This is a genomic window from uncultured Succiniclasticum sp., from assembly GCF_902793885.1.
In the GTDB taxonomy this organism is placed as follows: Bacteria; Bacillota; Negativicutes; order Acidaminococcales; family Acidaminococcaceae; genus Succiniclasticum.
The window spans coordinates 123,950-139,262 of sequence record NZ_CADBFF010000001.1 but is presented as its reverse complement, the minus strand read 5'-3'; the positions used below and the strand labels follow the sequence as shown (position 1 = coordinate 139,262).

At 50.7% G+C, this 15,313-nt stretch carries 14 protein-coding genes; all 14 read right to left on the bottom strand.

What is annotated here, in order from left to right:
* Nucleotides 1-95: 95 nt before the first annotated feature.
* Entirely contained in the window at nucleotides 96-1,070 is a 975-nt protein-coding gene (locus QZV31_RS00635) for a KpsF/GutQ family sugar-phosphate isomerase (protein WP_295356693.1), read from the bottom strand.
* Between the two features lie 23 nt (nucleotides 1,071-1,093).
* A complete protein-coding gene (kdsA, locus tag QZV31_RS00630) occupies nucleotides 1,094-1,912 on the bottom strand; it encodes a 3-deoxy-8-phosphooctulonate synthase (protein ID WP_093729075.1) in 819 nt (272 codons plus the stop codon).
* Entirely contained in the window at nucleotides 1,912-2,640 is a 729-nt protein-coding gene (gene kdsB / locus QZV31_RS00625) for a 3-deoxy-manno-octulosonate cytidylyltransferase (protein ID WP_295356690.1), read from the bottom strand. Before kdsB ends, kdsA begins: the two co-directional genes overlap by 1 nt.
* 63 nt (nucleotides 2,641-2,703) lie before the next feature.
* Nucleotides 2,704-5,289 carry a tetraacyldisaccharide 4'-kinase gene (gene lpxK / locus QZV31_RS00620; protein ID WP_295356688.1) on the bottom strand — a complete coding sequence of 862 codons (2,586 nt, stop codon included), beginning with the start codon at nucleotides 5,287-5,289 and terminating at the stop codon, nucleotides 2,704-2,706.
* Nucleotides 5,290-5,298: 9 nt separating this feature from the next.
* Complete coding sequence (msbA, locus tag QZV31_RS00615; RefSeq protein WP_295356686.1) at nucleotides 5,299-7,035, bottom strand: lipid A export permease/ATP-binding protein MsbA; 1,737 nt, start codon at nucleotides 7,033-7,035, stop codon at nucleotides 5,299-5,301.
* A 16-nt stretch (nucleotides 7,036-7,051) separates the two neighbouring features.
* Nucleotides 7,052-8,221 (bottom strand): lipid-A-disaccharide synthase, encoded by a 1,170-nt coding sequence (gene lpxB / locus QZV31_RS00610; protein ID WP_295356683.1) that lies wholly within the window; start codon nucleotides 8,219-8,221, stop codon nucleotides 7,052-7,054.
* A gap of 234 nt (nucleotides 8,222-8,455) precedes the next feature.
* On the bottom strand, nucleotides 8,456-9,280 hold the full coding sequence (gene lpxI / locus QZV31_RS00605) for a UDP-2,3-diacylglucosamine diphosphatase LpxI (protein WP_295356680.1): 825 nt from the start codon (nucleotides 9,278-9,280) through the stop codon (nucleotides 8,456-8,458).
* Nucleotides 9,281-9,365: 85 nt separating this feature from the next.
* Nucleotides 9,366-10,169 carry an acyl-ACP--UDP-N-acetylglucosamine O-acyltransferase gene (gene lpxA, locus QZV31_RS00600; protein WP_093729070.1) on the bottom strand — a complete coding sequence of 268 codons (804 nt, stop codon included), beginning with the start codon at nucleotides 10,167-10,169 and terminating at the stop codon, nucleotides 9,366-9,368.
* A gap of 319 nt (nucleotides 10,170-10,488) precedes the next feature.
* A complete protein-coding gene (gene fabZ / locus QZV31_RS00595) occupies nucleotides 10,489-10,932 on the bottom strand; it encodes a 3-hydroxyacyl-ACP dehydratase FabZ (protein WP_093729069.1) in 444 nt (147 codons plus the stop codon).
* Nucleotides 10,932-11,762, bottom strand: coding sequence for a UDP-3-O-acyl-N-acetylglucosamine deacetylase (lpxC, locus tag QZV31_RS00590; RefSeq protein WP_295356674.1), 831 nt, complete (start codon nucleotides 11,760-11,762; stop codon nucleotides 10,932-10,934). Before lpxC ends, fabZ begins: the two co-directional genes overlap by 1 nt.
* Before the next feature lie 18 nt (nucleotides 11,763-11,780).
* Nucleotides 11,781-12,671 (bottom strand): lysophospholipid acyltransferase family protein, encoded by an 891-nt coding sequence (locus QZV31_RS00585; protein ID WP_295356671.1) that lies wholly within the window; start codon nucleotides 12,669-12,671, stop codon nucleotides 11,781-11,783.
* Nucleotides 12,672-12,683: 12 nt separating this feature from the next.
* On the bottom strand, nucleotides 12,684-13,709 hold the full coding sequence (gene lpxD, locus QZV31_RS00580) for a UDP-3-O-(3-hydroxymyristoyl)glucosamine N-acyltransferase (protein WP_295356670.1): 1,026 nt from the start codon (nucleotides 13,707-13,709) through the stop codon (nucleotides 12,684-12,686).
* A gap of 159 nt (nucleotides 13,710-13,868) precedes the next feature.
* Complete coding sequence (locus QZV31_RS00575) at nucleotides 13,869-14,276, bottom strand: OmpH family outer membrane protein (protein WP_295356667.1); 408 nt, start codon at nucleotides 14,274-14,276, stop codon at nucleotides 13,869-13,871.
* A gap of 45 nt (nucleotides 14,277-14,321) precedes the next feature.
* Nucleotides 14,322-15,299 carry an OmpH family outer membrane protein gene (locus QZV31_RS00570; protein WP_295356664.1) on the bottom strand — a complete coding sequence of 326 codons (978 nt, stop codon included), beginning with the start codon at nucleotides 15,297-15,299 and terminating at the stop codon, nucleotides 14,322-14,324.
* Nucleotides 15,300-15,313 lie beyond the last annotated feature (14 nt).

The following is a 15,313-nucleotide window of genomic DNA, read 5'->3' as shown; positions in this document are numbered from 1 at the left end:
CTGACAATTCTCGAAACAGTTCTTTAAGGCACAGGACGCAACGCAGGACAAAGCCGAAGCGTTTGCGTCGCGCTGTAAAGGCGGTGACAGCGCCGCTATACCACACCCTGCCTTACCAAATCCGTCATATGCAGCAGCCCGATTACATGCCGTTCTTCATCAAGTACAGGCAGCACCGTAATGGGTTTGGGCTTATGACTTTCCATAATGTGCAACGCCTGAGCCGCCAGTTTTTCCTGTGTAATAAACTTGGGCTCCTTCGTCATCAGCTCTGTAACAGGCCGTTTCAGGAAATCCACACCTTTGGACAGGCCCCGGCGGATATCCCCGTCGGTCAGCAGACCGACCATAATATCGTTCTCGTCCACTACGGAAACCGCGCCCAGCCCCTTGTCGGTAATGATAAACAAAGCTTCCGTTACGGTAGCGGTTCCTCTGACCACCGGGTTCTCACTGCCGCCGTGCATGATATCCCCCACCGTAAGCAACAGCTGCCGGCCCAGGCTGCCGCCGGGATGGAACACCGCAAACTGTTTGGAAGTAAAATTATGTTTCCCCATGAGCGCCATGGCCAGCGCGTCACCGAAAGCCAGGGCCGCGGTGGTACTGGAGGTGGGAGCGAGCCCCAGGGGGCAGGCTTCTCTTTTCACGCCCACGTTCAGAACCACGTCTGCGTTTTTTGCCAGGGTGGAATCGGTATTGCCTACCATGGCGATAAGCTTCGCCCCGATCCGCCGCAGGGAAGGCAGTATGTTCAGCACTTCCCCTGTCTCGCCGCTGTTGGACATGGCGATGATCACGTCATCCGCCGTAACCATGCCCAGATCCCCATGGATCCCTTCTGCCGGGTGCAGATAAAAGGAAGGGGTGCCGGTACTGGCCAGGGTCGCAGAAATCTTATGGGCGATGATACCGGACTTTCCCATACCGGTCATGATGACACGGCCCTCGCAGGACAGGATCATATCCACCGCCGCGTCAAAATGCTCGTCAACACGGGGAATCAGATCCAGAATGGCTTCGGCTTCCATCTGCAACACTTTCTGGGCGTCCGTCTCCAGTTCGTTCATGGTTCTTCGTATCCTTTCCATCTTTATTTGCGGATAATCTTATCTATGGCCAGCACGTCTTTCAGCAGCGCTTCCAGACGGTCCAGACGCACCATGTTGGGTCCGTCGCTTAAGGCCTTGGAAGGATCGTCGTGTACTTCCAGGAACAGCGCGTCAATGCCGATTGCCGCCGCTGCTCTTGCCATGTGAGGCACATACTGGCTCTGGCCGCCGCTGCTGGTTCCCTGCCCTCCGGGAATCTGCACGCTGTGGGTAGCGTCCATCACCACCGGGTAACCCAGCTCACGCATGATGGCGAGGCCCCGCATATCGGTCACCAATGTATTGTATCCGAAGCTGGAGCCCCGTTCTGTCAGCAGGATATTCTGATTCCCTGCCGCTTCTATTTTCGCGATGACATTTTTCATGTCCCAGGGCGCCAGGAACTGGCCTTTCTTCACATTGACGCAGCGGCCTGTCTTCGCTATGGCGCAGACCAGATCGGTCTGGCGGCATAAAAAGGCAGGAATCTGCATTACATCCAGCACTTCCGCCGCTTTTTCCACCTGGATGGTTTCGTGCACGTCGCTGATGACGGGCACACCTAATTCTTTTTTTATGGCGGCCAGCTGTTTCAGTCCTTCTTCCAGCCCGGGACCCCGGAAGGAAGTGTGGGACGACCGGTTGGCCTTATCATAGGACGCCTTGAATACATACGGCATACCTAATTTTTCACAGATCCGTTTTACTTCCTGCCCGATGGCCAGACTGTGTTCATAGCCTTCCAGCACGCAGGGTCCGGCAAACAGCAGCATGGGCTGCCCCGGTCCCACTTTATAGGGTCCTACATTGACGATATGCATTACTTTCCTCCCAACAGTTTGTTCACTGCATCCAGATCTTCCTGGGTATCCACGCCGATCCCCCGGAAATCGCTTTCCAATACTTTTATCTTATATCCGTTTTCCAGTACCCGCAACTGTTCCAGGCTTTCCACCTGTTCCAGGGGCGTGGAGGCCATGGCGGCGTACTGCATGAGGAAGGTTCTCGTATACGCGTAGATACCTACGTGTTTGTACACTTTAAACAGCTCCGTTTTGTTCCGGGGATAGGGAATCAGGCTGCGGGAAAAATACAGAGCGTAGCCGTTTTTATCCGTTATCACCTTCACCGCGGAGGGATCGCCGTACTCGCTTTCCTGCATCAGGGTCTTCATGGTGGCCATCTGAAGTTCAGGCTCCGCCTGAAACGCTTCTGCCAGCCTGTCTATGATCTCCGGCGGGATCATGGGTTCGTCTCCCTGCACATTCACAATAACGTCGGCGTCAGGATATTTTTCCGCTACTTCCGCCAGCCGACTGGTGCCGTTGGGATGGTCCTCCCGGGTCATGCAGGCGCTGCCCCTGAAGGCAAGCACGGTATCATACACCCGTTTGTCATCCGTTGCCACTATTACCTCTGCCGGCCTCTTTGCCTTTTTTGCCTGCTCATACACACGCTGGATCATAGGTTTTCCAGCAATCAGCTTCAACGGCTTGCCGGGCAGCCGGGTGGAGGCATACCGGGCCGGGATCACACAGATTACTTTCATGAAAGCATCTCCTTTGCTGCTGCTATGGATTCATAAAACACGATGATTTACGTTATGTTATGTTTATGTGTTTAAGACTCTTTTTATCTCAGGTACTTTACTTTTCTTGTTTTTTCTCTTCAGTACGGTTTCCACTGTTTCTTTCAGTTTTTTGTCAAATGTTTCCTCGTTCCGGGTAATCATGATATCCATGTTCATAACATACAGAGGAATATCCCGGTTGAAGTAAATGAATTCCGTAGGAATCTTTACTGCATCCTTACCGGTAGTGATCAGGGCGTCCGCTTTCAGTTCGGCAGCCCGTTCGCCGATATACTGCATTTCCAGCATACCGTAATCATGGTGGTCCGGGTAGCGGATGGCTTCCACAATATCCAGTCCGCAGCCGGAAACATTCTGTTCAAAGGACGAAGGGTTACCAATGGCCGAGAAGACCATGACCTTCTTGCCTTTTAATTCTTCCAGAGGAATGGGATTCTGCTGGATACCTTTGTACCAGTCTGCTATTTCTACAAACTCTTTGGCGTGATGGATACTCTCCACAACAGGCGCTTTCGTATTATACTGCCGGATATTTTCCATCAGACTGCTCCGGGTCAGCTGGGAACTCTGATCCGATTTGGTAAACAGGAACATATCCGCCCGGTCCAGGTGGCTCAGGGGTTCACGCAGAATACCCCGGGGCAGCAGATTCCCGTTGCCGAACAGATTCAGCGTATCCACCAGCACGATGTCCAGATCCCGGTCCAGCTGCCAGTGTTGGTAACCGTCATCCATGATGATAACTTCGGCATTCAGTTTTTCTACTGCATAACTGCCGGTCACGTCACGGTTCTTACCGATGACTATGGGCACGTCGGGCATCATTTTTGCCATCAGGTAGGCTTCGTCACCAGCCTCGTAGCTGGTCATGAAAATTTTCTTTCCGTCTGATACCACGCCCAAAGGCTTATCCCAGTGGGAACGGTACCCGCGGTTCAGGATTACCACACGGTACCCCATATCTTTGATCATCATGGCTACACGCTGGGCGGTCGGTGTCTTGCCCGTGCCGCCTACGGTAATATTGCCGATGGAAATAACGCAGCAGTCCAGCTTTCGCCTTGACAGAATGCCTGCTTCATACATCCACAGGTTCACCCGGGCACCAAAACCGTAAATATAGGACAGTCCGCGCAGAAATCCTAACAGGATAAAAGCGTACCAGGGACGTTCCGGGGCGTGGGCCAGGTGGAAAATATACTGGATAATAGCTGCGCCGTGTTTCAGACCGCCACCGCCCGCATCGTTAAAGTTACGGGTGTTGACTGGATATTCCTTCGTATAAGCACGGGGAACAGAAGCTTTCTCCAGCAGGTCAGTCAGGTAGTGCATGGTATGAAGGGCAGCGCCCCGGTTTTCCCGGATCACCTGCATGGAGGCATCCCCCATCTGTTTGCGCAGAAAACGATCTCCCGCAATTTGCAGCAACTCTTTCGCGAGCTCTCGGGCATCGTGTACCGTATGCAAAGCGCCGGCCTTTGTCAACAGAGAATAAGAATCCTTGAAGCTGAGCATGTCGGGACCCACCAGGATGGGTTTTGCATGGGCTGCCGGTTCCAGCACGTTATGCCCGCCGTAGCCCTTTGTCATGCTGCCGCCCACAAAGACCATATCGCCTACGGCGTAAATACGGCCCAGTTCACCGATAGTATCAATCAACACCACGGGACATTTCGGACGGGATTCTTTCATATTCTTCAGTTCGGAACGAAAACCGGTCTGGTAACCGAACCTGCCGCTCAACCGTCTGATTTCATCTACCCGGTCAGTCCTGCGGGGAGCTATGACAAGTCTTGCTTTGGGATACTGTTTGCGCAGTTCGGTAAAAGCGGTGAACAAAAAATCTTCTTCCGGTGCATGGGTGGAACCTGCCACGATAACCGGAAACGCATCGTCTCCCAGTCCCAGTTCGGTTTTATAGTTTGCCAGGTCTTCCGGTGTCACTTCCGCATAAGTCTGGTCAAATTTCGTATTGCCGGTTACAAAAATCTTTTGGGGATCCGCGCCCAGATGGGTAATGTAATTGGCATCAATACTGGACTGCATACAGAAACGGCTTACAGTTCGCAGCATGTCACGCCAGATACTGAACAGATACTTGTATGTCTTGACCGATCTTTCAGAAATACGGCCGTTAACCATCATTACGGCAATGTTCCGTTCCCGGATCGCCCGCAGAAAGTTAGGCCATAATTCCGTCTCTACCGGCAGGAAAATACCGGGTTGAATGCGTCGCACAACCGATTCCGCCACCCAGGGCAGATCCAGCGGGAAATAGATGTACCCGTCTGCTTCCGGGATGATCTGCTTTGCCATATCGTAACCGCCCACGGTAAAAGCAGATACCAGCACTTTCCTCTCCGGCATGATTTTTTTTATTTCTTTTACAATCGGACTGGTCGCTACAATCTCGCCTATCGACGCGCCATGGATCCAGATACAGTCAGTATTCATCACATCCGCAATCTCTTCCCTGCGGATCAGCCCCATGCTTTGCCGGAACCGGGTGCTGAAGCCCTTTTCCGTAAGAAGACGGTAAATGCAAAATGGCAGTATCAGGACGAAAAATGCCAGCAGTCCTAAAACATTATAAAGAATATACATCATAGGCTGTAATCAACTCTCTTCCGTATTCGTTCGGTACTGAATCTGATACAGGTGTGCATATAACCCGTTCTTTTCCATCAGCTCATCATGGGTACCGTCTTCCACCAGTTTCCCTTTATCCAGCACAAGGATCCGGTCGGCATTTTTTATGGTAGACAGACGGTGGGCAATGATGATAGAAGTACGCCCGACCATCAGGCGGTTCAAAGCTTCCTGTACCACCCGTTCGCTCTCCGTGTCCAACGCGGAGGTAGCTTCATCCAGAATCAGGATACGGGGGTCCTTCAGAATGGCCCTGGCTATGGCAATACGCTGCCGCTGCCCGCCGGAAATATTCACGCCCCGGTCTCCCAGCATCGTATTATAGCCATCCGGCAGCTCCATGATGAAATCGTGGGCATTGGCCGCTTTGGCAGCCTCCTCGATTTCCTCTTTGGTAGCATCCAGCCGGCCATATAAAATATTATCGTACACCGAACCGTTGAACAGGATGGTCTCCTGAGGTACGATGCCAACCTGATTCCGCAGGGAGTCCAGTGTGACATGCTTTATATCCGTTCCGTCAATGCGGATCGTGCCTGCATCACAGTCATAAAACCGGGGCAGCAGACTGGCAATCGTAGACTTGCCGGCGCCGGACGGCCCAACCAGGCCTACTGCCTGGCCTGGCTCTGCCTCAAAGGAAAGGTCGTGAAGAATCTCATCCCCTTCGTTATACGAAAACGTCACATGTTCAAAACGGACACTGCCGGTCACCGCCGGAAGCGCTTTTGCGTCAGGAAGATCTTTTACTTCTTCCGGCAGATCCATCACATCAAAAACACGCTGGGCCGCTGCCAGAGCTCTCTGGATATTTCCGGTGGTACGGGTAATACGCTTGATGGGGTTGGAAATATTGACTGCATAAGCCAGAAAGGCGACCAGCGAACCAGCTGTGGTATCACCGGCAATCACGTTATTACCGCCGAACCAGAGGATCATGGTCACCCCCAGGGCCGCCACAAACTCAATTGTGGGAGTAAGGGTTGCCATGTATCTGGCATTTTTCAGATTAGCATTAAGGTTCGCCTCATTTTCCCTTTCAAACCTGTCTATTTCATACTGTTCCCGTACAAAAGACTTGACCACCCTGGCAGAAGAAACCGATTCCTGCAGCACAGAAGTGATATCGGCCGCAGCTTCCTGGATCATCCCGCCGGAGCTGCGGATTTTTTTCCCAAAGAAATTCATAAAATACAGAACGACCGGGAAGGTCAGAATGGTAAACAGGGTCAGCTTCCAGTCCAGATAGATCATGGCGCAGACAGAGCCCACCAGAATGATGCTTTCCGTAACCAGCTCAATCGTATTGTCAACCATGGCGCCCTGCAGCGCATTGACGTCATTCGTCACATAACTCATGATGGTGCCGGTCTTGTTCTTATCATAAAAGGACATGGACAGGCGCTGAAGTTTACGGAACACCTCACCGCGGATATCAATGATCACATGTTGTCCCACATAACTCATGAGGTAATTCTGTCCATACAGAAAGATTCCGCGGAGAAAAAAGATAATAACAATACTGACCGAAATCATATTCAGCATATATGCATCTTTGGCAGAAAGAACCTTGTCGATCATATCCCTGAAAATCCAGGGAAGATACAGGTTGCCTGCTGCTGCCAGCATGGTACATACAAGTGCGGCAAAGAGCACATGCAGATATGGTTTGATATAACTTAGAATCCGTTTGTATAAATTCATCTGATCTCCTCACAGATTATGTTTCGGTTTTACCGGACAGGAGATGCTCCCTGCGGTTTTCCCCGGCCATACGCAGCACCAGCTCTGCGACCCGTTTAACCGCACCGGGTTCTCCCAGTTTTTCCTTCACTTCCTGCAGGTCACGCTGCAATTGGGCAAAACGTTCCGGCTCCAGCAGTTCCAGTACCGTACCCGCTATTTTTTCCGGTGTGCAGTCATCCTGCAGCAGTTCCGGTTCAATCAGTCTTCCTGCCACAATGTTGGGCAACCCGATGTGGGGAATCTCCACTACCTGTTTCGCAATCCAGAAGCTGACAGGAGAAGCTTTGTACAAAATTTCACAGCCCAGTCCGCACAATGCAGCTTCCAGCGTAACCGTACCGCTGGTGGCAATGGCAAAATCCGCTGCGCTCATGATATCGTACGTATGCCCTTCGGTCAGTTTAATATCCAGGCCGGCCTGTTTGATTGGCCGTTCCAGCATGTCCCTCTCTATGGTCACAGCCCGCGGCATGGCAAAATCGATGTCCGGGCGTTTCTGCTTCAGAATCTTTGCGGCTGCCAGCATGTCCGGCAACAGCCGCTGTATCTCCATGGCCCGGCTGCCGGGCATCAGCAGGATAAGAGGATGTCCGTTCCGTTTTCCCGCCAAACGTTCTGCTTCTTTACGGGGCAGGGACGGCCTGACCGTATCCACCAGCGGATGGCCTACGAATTCGATGTCCGCCCCATAGGATTTATATAAATCATATTCAAACGGAAAAATGGATGCAATTTTGTCCACTACCTTTACCACGCCGGCAGCCCGGCTGGGACGCCAGGCCCAGGCCGAAGGGGCGATAAAGGAGACCACTTTGATCCCCCGCTCTTTCGCCAGCTTTGCCAGCCTCATATTAAACCCGGGATAATCTATGGTCAGGAGCACATCCGGTTTTCGCCTGTCCATGAGTTCGATAAATGCATTTCGCAGCTTCCAGATATCCGGAAGCCGTTTCAGCACTTCCACAAAGCCCATTACACTGTGGTCTTTGATATCGAACAGCACCTCGCCGCCTGCTTCACGCAGACAGTCGCCGCCCATACCAAAGACTTCCGCCGTGGGCTCCAGTTGTTTAATGGCACGGGTGACGGCTCCGGCATGCAAATCACCGGAAGCTTCCCCCGCAGAAATCAATACTTTGACCATGATACCCCTATGTAACACCGGCAGCACGGGGAATATAGGACACGCAGTCCCTCCCACTGTCAGAGATTATTCCTGACGCAGCCAATACTTACCCATTTTTATACATATTAAATCATCTTATTATAACATAAAAATGCAGCTGAATAAACCTTTCAGCTGCCAATTCCATAAATATTTCATTTTTATTATCCGTTTTGGTTTCTATTTTAGTTTCTATTGAATCTCTGCCACATATTAAACCAATTCCGATTCGCTCATAGATACAATGGTGATTCCTTTTTCTTCTGCCATAGCCAGTGTGCGTTTTCGATCCACCAGCAAGGTCCTGCCCGCTTCAATGACGATACCGGTAGCGCCTGCATGGATCATCGAGGTCAGTGTGGTAGTTCCCACGCTGGGCATATCAAAACGGTTGTCCTGCGCCGGCTTGGCTGTTTTGGCAACCACGACGCCGCCTTTGCCGAGAAACCCGCCCCGTAAAATACAGGCATCCGTTCCTTCAATGGCTTCCAGCGCCATGACCGCCCGGTTCTTCACCACGACCGTCTGCCCGATATCCAGACGCCCCAGCTCCTTGGCCATCCGGAACCCGAAACGCATATCCTCCCATTCCTGTTCTGTGGGTTTCCGTTTCGTCAGCACACCCGGTTCCGGCAGAAGAGGCTGGATCAGCACCGTCTGGTCCATCACATGCATACCCTCATCCTCAATCAGCTTCACAATGGCATTCATGATGGTATCATCCTTCCGGTCCGGAAGGGATGCCAGCACCCGGATGGTAGTCAGATCCGGAATCATGACGCCGTTTTTGTACAGCACTTCTTTCGTAACCTTGCCGATCATGGTTACGTTTTTTACATCATGCTGTTTCAGCGTCTGCAAAATCTTTCCCACTTTTCCAACATTGATCGTATAGAATACATCTGCATTTTCCGGCAGTTCCGGATCCGTATCCGCAACCACTGCAATTGCCACGACCTTATAGCCCAGCTTTTTTGCAGACTGCGCCACATCTACCGGCAGATGACCGATGCCAGCCAGTAAGCCCAAGGTTTCCATATATGTACCGTCCGTTCATAAGTTAAAGGCAGCGAAACGAACCGCTGCCTTCTTTTATTATACCATAAATTGTCTTGCTGCTGTTTTATTTCCGGGTATGGATGATACCCCGTTCCGCATTGCGCAGGAAACGCATCAGATGTTCAACCGGCTCGCTGCTGTCCAGCTCCTGTTCCATGGTGGCTACGGCTTCTTCCAGCGAAAGGCCGCTGCGATACAGGATACGGAACGCTTTTTTCAGCTGGGTACGAATTTCCAGCGGTACCCCCGCCCGGGCCATGCCCACGCTGTTCAAACCTGCCACGAAAGCAGGGTCTCCGGCTACCAGCATAAACGGCGGGATATCCTGGGATATGCGGCTCATACCGCCCGCCATGGCGTTCCGACCGATACGGCAGAACTGATGGACAGCAGCCAGACCACCGATGACCGCCCGGTCTTCTACTACCACATGACCCGCCAGCGTCGCCACGTTGGACATGATCACATTGTTGCCCACGATACAGTTATGGGCAATATGGGTATACGCCATCATGAGAATATCATTGCCGATGCGGGTCTCATTTCCTTCCCCGCAGGCACGGCTTACGGTGACGCATTCACGGAAAACGCCGCGGTCACCGATGACCGTATGGCTTCGTTCTCCCTTAAATTTCAGATCCTGCGGTACACTTCCGATGGAAGCGCCCGGGAAAAACTTACAGTCTTTTCCAATGGTGGTGTATGGATGAATCACTACATGCGGACCCACAATGCAGCCATCCCCCAGTACCACGTCATGTTTAATTACTGCATACGGACCAATTACTACATTTTTACCAATCTCCGCGCCTTTTTCAATGATTGCGGTTTCATGTATCTTGTGTAATGGTGTCACTACCGATGCCATTCTCTCACTCCCCCGCAGCCAGACTGGTATCCGGTTTCACCCTTTCTGACTGCAAAACCTTTTTATACCACATTTATACAGGATGTGATTTAACTACCCTGTACAGTTACAGTAGCACTTTACAAAATATATTCCCAAAACAGCTTTATTTTTCACTCCCAGAAAATGCAATTATTCGGTTCTATTTTCTTGTTATGGTAAAATATACTAAGTTTAAAGAAGGATCTTACTCTTTTTCTTTGGTTTTCTCTGTTTTTCATATAAAGTTAAATGTATATTACGCTTTGTATGATAAAACAGCCCTGCTTTTCACTTTAAACTATTCTGCTTTATCTTGCAGCGAGAAGAAGCAGTCGCATTCACAGGCCGGTTCGTCATTAACCTTTCCTTCGCAGTGGATCACACCCATATTGCCGTGAATCTTCACTACTTCCGCACGGGTCACCACCTGATCGCCGGGAATTACCTTTCTGTGGAACCGAACTTTGTCAATCTTGGCAAATACGGCAATCTTGCCCCGGTTTTCCGGCGGATACAACATAGCGACCCCTCCTACCTGCGCCATGGCCTCAATAAGCAATACGCCGGGCATGATAGGATCATTGGGGAAATGCCCCAGAAACTGTATTTCACCTACCGTAATATTTTTTACGCCCACTGCCCATTTCATAGGCTCCAGATCCAGGATCCGGTCTACCAGCAGCATGGGAAAACGGTGCGGCAGAATCTTTTTGATTTCAGTAATATCCAGTGTAATAGCCATTATTTACCCTCCCTGTACGCGATAATCTGTTTTGCTAACTGCGAATTGTAGGAATGTCCTGATTTAACTGCGATAATATGCCCTTTCCATGGGCCGATAAGGGACATATCCCCTAATACATCCAAAATTTTATGCCGTACCAGTTCATCCGGGAAACGGGGTACGGAAAGACATTTGGTATCGTCATACACCAGCGCGTTTTCCAGATTGCCCCCCAGTCCCAGGCCCATCTTCCGCATCTGCTCCACTTCATGCATGAAGCCGATGGTACGGGCCGGCGCTATTTCTTTTAAAAAAGTTTCTTCGTCCAACAGTACATCATAATACTGGGTCCCAAGCAACGGATGGGAATTAACGGAAGTAAAGGAAACGCGTGTCCCGTCATAGGGCAGCATAAGTAAAAATTTATCTCCGTCATACACAGAGAAAGACTTATCCACCACATATATCTTTTTCTCTGCGTCCTGTTCTTTACGGCCCGCTTTTTGCACCAGCTGTGCAAACACAAGACCGCTTCCGTCTGTGACCGGCGGTTCCGGCGCATCCATCCTGATCCGGCAGTTATCGACCCCCATCGCAAAGAGGGCTCCCAGCAAATGCTCCACCGTAAAGACCTGGGCTCCGTTTTCACTCAGGGTAGTGGCTTTCAGTGTGGAAGTCACCAGTTCCGCCCGTGCATGGATCTCCGGCTGCCCCGGCAGGTCCGTGCGGACAAATACGATACCGGTTCCCGGTTTTCCGGGCTGCAACGTCATGGTCACGTCTTTCCCGGAATGCAGCCCTATACCGGAATACGTCACCTCAGTTGCCAATGTTACCTGTTTTTCCATATACGTTTCCTCAGCATTCTATTTTTTTGAAGCAAAGCGTGCCTCGCCATCTTTCCACCGGTCATGAACCCAGAACCACATAGGCGGATTACTGCGGATCTCCTGTTCCAGAATTGCTATCAGCTTTTCCGTAACCTGATAGAGATCCCTGTCTTTATCCTTTGTTTTTTCCGCATATATAGGAGGATAGATTTTAGCCCGGCAGCTGCCGTCCGGATCATAATGCATAAAAATCGGCAGAATCGGGCAGCCAAAGGTACGGCTGAATACCGCAGGGCCAGACGGCGTGATCACTTCTTTGCCGAATAAATTAATCGTTACACCGGTATCATTGGTATCCTGGTCAAAAAGGATGCCCAGCAAGTGTTTTTCCTTCAGGTACCGGCCCATGGCCAACACCCCTTCCCTGCCTTCGTTATAGGCAACCTTCTGCCTGACAAGTTCCCGGTATTCGTTAATAAAACGATCCATGGCACTGTTGTTCTGTTTTCTGGCTATACTCAGCATAGGATAGCCGTGCAAAGCAACGTCAGCTCCCAACAGTTCCCAGTTTCCGAAATGGCCGGTGCACATCAGGGCACCTTTCCCCTTTGCATACGCTTCTTCCAGATATTCAAGGCCATCTGTTTTTACAACACTTTGAATCGTTTCACCGGTAAGCAGAGGAAAACGCAGTACCTCTATGACCATGCGGCCAAACTTGACCACGCTCTGAACCGCGATTTTTCGGGCTTCTTCCTGTGATACATGAAGACATTCCTGTACATTGGCCGCCGCCATCTGCATACGCCATTCCGGCACAAAAAACAGGGCTATCCTCCCCAGAACATTGCCAAAAGCCCGGCCCACACTCCAGGGAAGCAGACAAAACACTTTGCTGATCAGCTTCATTACATAATAAACAAGCATATATTCTCCGGATTATTTTTCTTTTTTCAGTTCCCCGATTTCCTTTTGCAACGCTTTTACGGTTTTCATCAGCTCGCCGATCTTACGCAGCTTCGACTGCTGCCGCAGCCATTCCACATGGGACATCTGCGGAAAGCCTGCCAGGATCTGATTGTCCCCCACATTACCGATCACACCGCAGCGGGCCGCTATTGTATTATTATTACCAATCGTAATATGACCCACCGTCGCAGACTGGCCGCCAAAAGTATTATTGTTACCGATCGTTACGCTTCCGGGAATCCCCACCATCGCTACAAACAGATTGTTTTCCCCGACCACATCGTTATGCCCCAGATGTACCAGATTATCCAGCTTGGTCCCATTGCCCACGACTGTACTGCCTACCGTCGCTCTGTCGATGCAGGAATTGCAGCCGATCTCCACATCATCGCCCAGTACCACATTACCGGTCTGCTGCACCTTATTATGCTTTCCGTTATTGGTAACAAAGCCGAAACCGTCACCGCCGATGACGCAGCCGGACTGCAGTATATTTCGGTTGCCGACGATGCAGTTTTCCCGTACAGTAACGTTGGGATAGATTACACAGTCATTGCCGACTTTGACATGACGGCCAATATACGCATGGGCATAGATTACCGTATTATCCCCGATTTCCGCGCCGCCTTCCACAACCGCAAAAGGCTGAATCGCAACATTTTTACCAATGCAAGCATCCTCCGCCACGTAAGCCAGCGGGCTGATTTCACGGGCCACCTCTTCCCGGGGGCGGAACAGTTCCAGCAGTTCGGCAAAAGCCTGCTTGGGATTGCTGACCCTGATAACAGGGCGATCCAGTTTTCGGTCTTCCGGAGCCAGTATCATAGCACCGGCCCGACTTTTATGGCAGAACTCCACGTACGGCGGTATGGCAAATGAAATCTCTGTAGGCCCCGCTTCCACCAACCCGTTTACACCGGTGATACGCAGCGCAGGATCTTCATTCTCCAGCGTACCGTGTAAGAAATCCGCCAGTTCCTGCAGCGTTTTTTCCATAATCCTTACAACCCCTTGTATTTATTATCATAGAACAAGTAGTTATGATACTTTTGAAATGAAAAAAGCGGACGGACGAAAATCCGCCCGCTATGGGTGATACAAAAATATGGTTTTCTAAATGATCACTGACGGGTTTTCTTCTCGCCAAGACCCGCATTATTTCATCTTTTTAATCACTTCATCAGTCACGTCCACACCGCCGGACGGAACAGCATCTTTGATCAGGACAGCGCTGAGGTTCTTCTCTTTGGAAATTTCCGCCAGCGCGGTTTCCAGGCTGGCCTTTAATTTAGACTGCGCCTCCGAAGAAGCCACCTGCATCTGCGCAGATTTATCCTGTACGATCTTTTCCGCCTCTTCCCGGCTCTTGCCCGCGGTTTCCTTCTGCATCTGGTCCTGCAGTTCTTTCGCTTTCTTCTGTAAATCTTCTTTAATGGTCTTTACAGCCGGCGCCTCAGCTTCCACTTTTTTAATATCCACCACGCCAAACGCTGCGTTGCGTCCGCTGCAGCCAAATGCCAGCAATGAGCAGGCAATCATCAGACAAGCCAAAACTTTTTTCATGTTAATCAGTCATCCTTCCCGTAATCGTTTTTTATAATAAAAAAATTATTTGCTTTTATCGCCCACCGGAGCGCCTGCAGCCTTCTTATTTAACGCTTCTGCTGCTTTTGTCCGGAGTTCCAGTTTCTTTAACCCGGCAATCACATCTTCGGTTATATCGTCTGCGGAAACATTCGTACGGTATTTATGGAAAACAACGGAGTAGCCTCTTTCTTTGGCAAGTTTTGCAACCACACTTTCCATGTCTTTTTTTATCGCTGTTTCCATCGTTTCGATAGCCTGCTGCTGTTTATCCAGTTCCTCATCGACTGTACCCAGCAGTTCTTTCAGCGCAGCCGGAACTTTTTGCAAAGCCACATCGTCTTTGCCCGAATCCTTTTTCATTTCTGCTCTCATCTGGGTCTGCAGCTGGAGAGCATAGGCATCCAGGCGTTGCTGCATAGCTTTTACATGCGGTTCCATCCGCTGATTGACCAGCCCGAACTTATGCTGCATCAGCAGCATCCGGTCACTGTCTCTTTCCGCCTGCACAGCCTTCAGTTCCGCTTCCACCTTTTTGCGTTCTTCCGGAACCATACGGACGGTATCCAGCTTCAGGCGCAGGTTAAATAACCGCAGCCGGTAATGTTCATTCAGCTTCTTTTCTTCTTCAGCCAGTTCCCTGTCTATCTCATCTGCAATCTGATTGCTCAGTTGCTTCAGCTTTTCCTGTTCCGCCGTTTGCTTTTCCATCATGCGGGTCATGAAATCAGCAGAAAAGAAACTCTGTCTGCTGTTCTGTTTCAGCTGGTACAGCTTCGCCAGATTGCTCATCCGGGTCTTTCCGATAATTTCCTGTTCTCTGCGCTTATCCAGAAGCAGGCTGTACTCTTCCTTCAGCTTTTGCAAACGGCCATGCTGCGGATGTTCCTGCAGCACCTTATCCCAGTTTACAACTGCAATCTTTTCTCCGCCTCCGATTTTGCCGCAGGCCGAAAGCATCAGCGCCAGAACTGTAAAGACAATCAAAAGCCAGCGCATCATGTTTCCTCCTTCAG

Excerpts from the sequence above, each read along its gene's own strand:
- QZV31_RS00635 (WP_295356693.1), bottom strand. The coding sequence starts at position 1,070 with ATGAACGAACTGGAGACGGACGCCCAGAAAGTGTTGCAGATGGAAGCC.
- kdsA (WP_093729075.1), bottom strand. The coding sequence starts at position 1,912 with ATGCATATCGTCAATGTAGGACCCTATAAAGTGGGACCGGGGCAGCCC.
- kdsB (WP_295356690.1), bottom strand. The coding sequence starts at position 2,640 with ATGAAAGTAATCTGTGTGATCCCGGCCCGGTATGCCTCCACCCGGCTG.
- lpxK (WP_295356688.1), bottom strand. The coding sequence starts at position 5,289 with ATGATGTATATTCTTTATAATGTTTTAGGACTGCTGGCATTTTTCGTC.
- msbA (WP_295356686.1), bottom strand. The coding sequence starts at position 7,035 with ATGAATTTATACAAACGGATTCTAAGTTATATCAAACCATATCTGCAT.
- lpxB (WP_295356683.1), bottom strand. The coding sequence starts at position 8,221 with ATGGTCAAAGTATTGATTTCTGCGGGGGAAGCTTCCGGTGATTTGCAT.
- lpxI (WP_295356680.1), bottom strand. The coding sequence starts at position 9,280 with ATGGAAACCTTGGGCTTACTGGCTGGCATCGGTCATCTGCCGGTAGAT.
- lpxA (WP_093729070.1), bottom strand. The coding sequence starts at position 10,169 with ATGGCATCGGTAGTGACACCATTACACAAGATACATGAAACCGCAATC.
- fabZ (WP_093729069.1), bottom strand. The coding sequence starts at position 10,932 with ATGGCTATTACACTGGATATTACTGAAATCAAAAAGATTCTGCCGCAC.
- lpxC (WP_295356674.1), bottom strand. The coding sequence starts at position 11,762 with ATGGAAAAACAGGTAACATTGGCAACTGAGGTGACGTATTCCGGTATA.
- QZV31_RS00585 (WP_295356671.1), bottom strand. The coding sequence starts at position 12,671 with ATGCTTGTTTATTATGTAATGAAGCTGATCAGCAAAGTGTTTTGTCTG.
- lpxD (WP_295356670.1), bottom strand. The coding sequence starts at position 13,709 with ATGGAAAAAACGCTGCAGGAACTGGCGGATTTCTTACACGGTACGCTG.
- QZV31_RS00575 (WP_295356667.1), bottom strand. The coding sequence starts at position 14,276 with ATGAAAAAAGTTTTGGCTTGTCTGATGATTGCCTGCTCATTGCTGGCA.
- QZV31_RS00570 (WP_295356664.1), bottom strand. The coding sequence starts at position 15,299 with ATGATGCGCTGGCTTTTGATTGTCTTTACAGTTCTGGCGCTGATGCTT.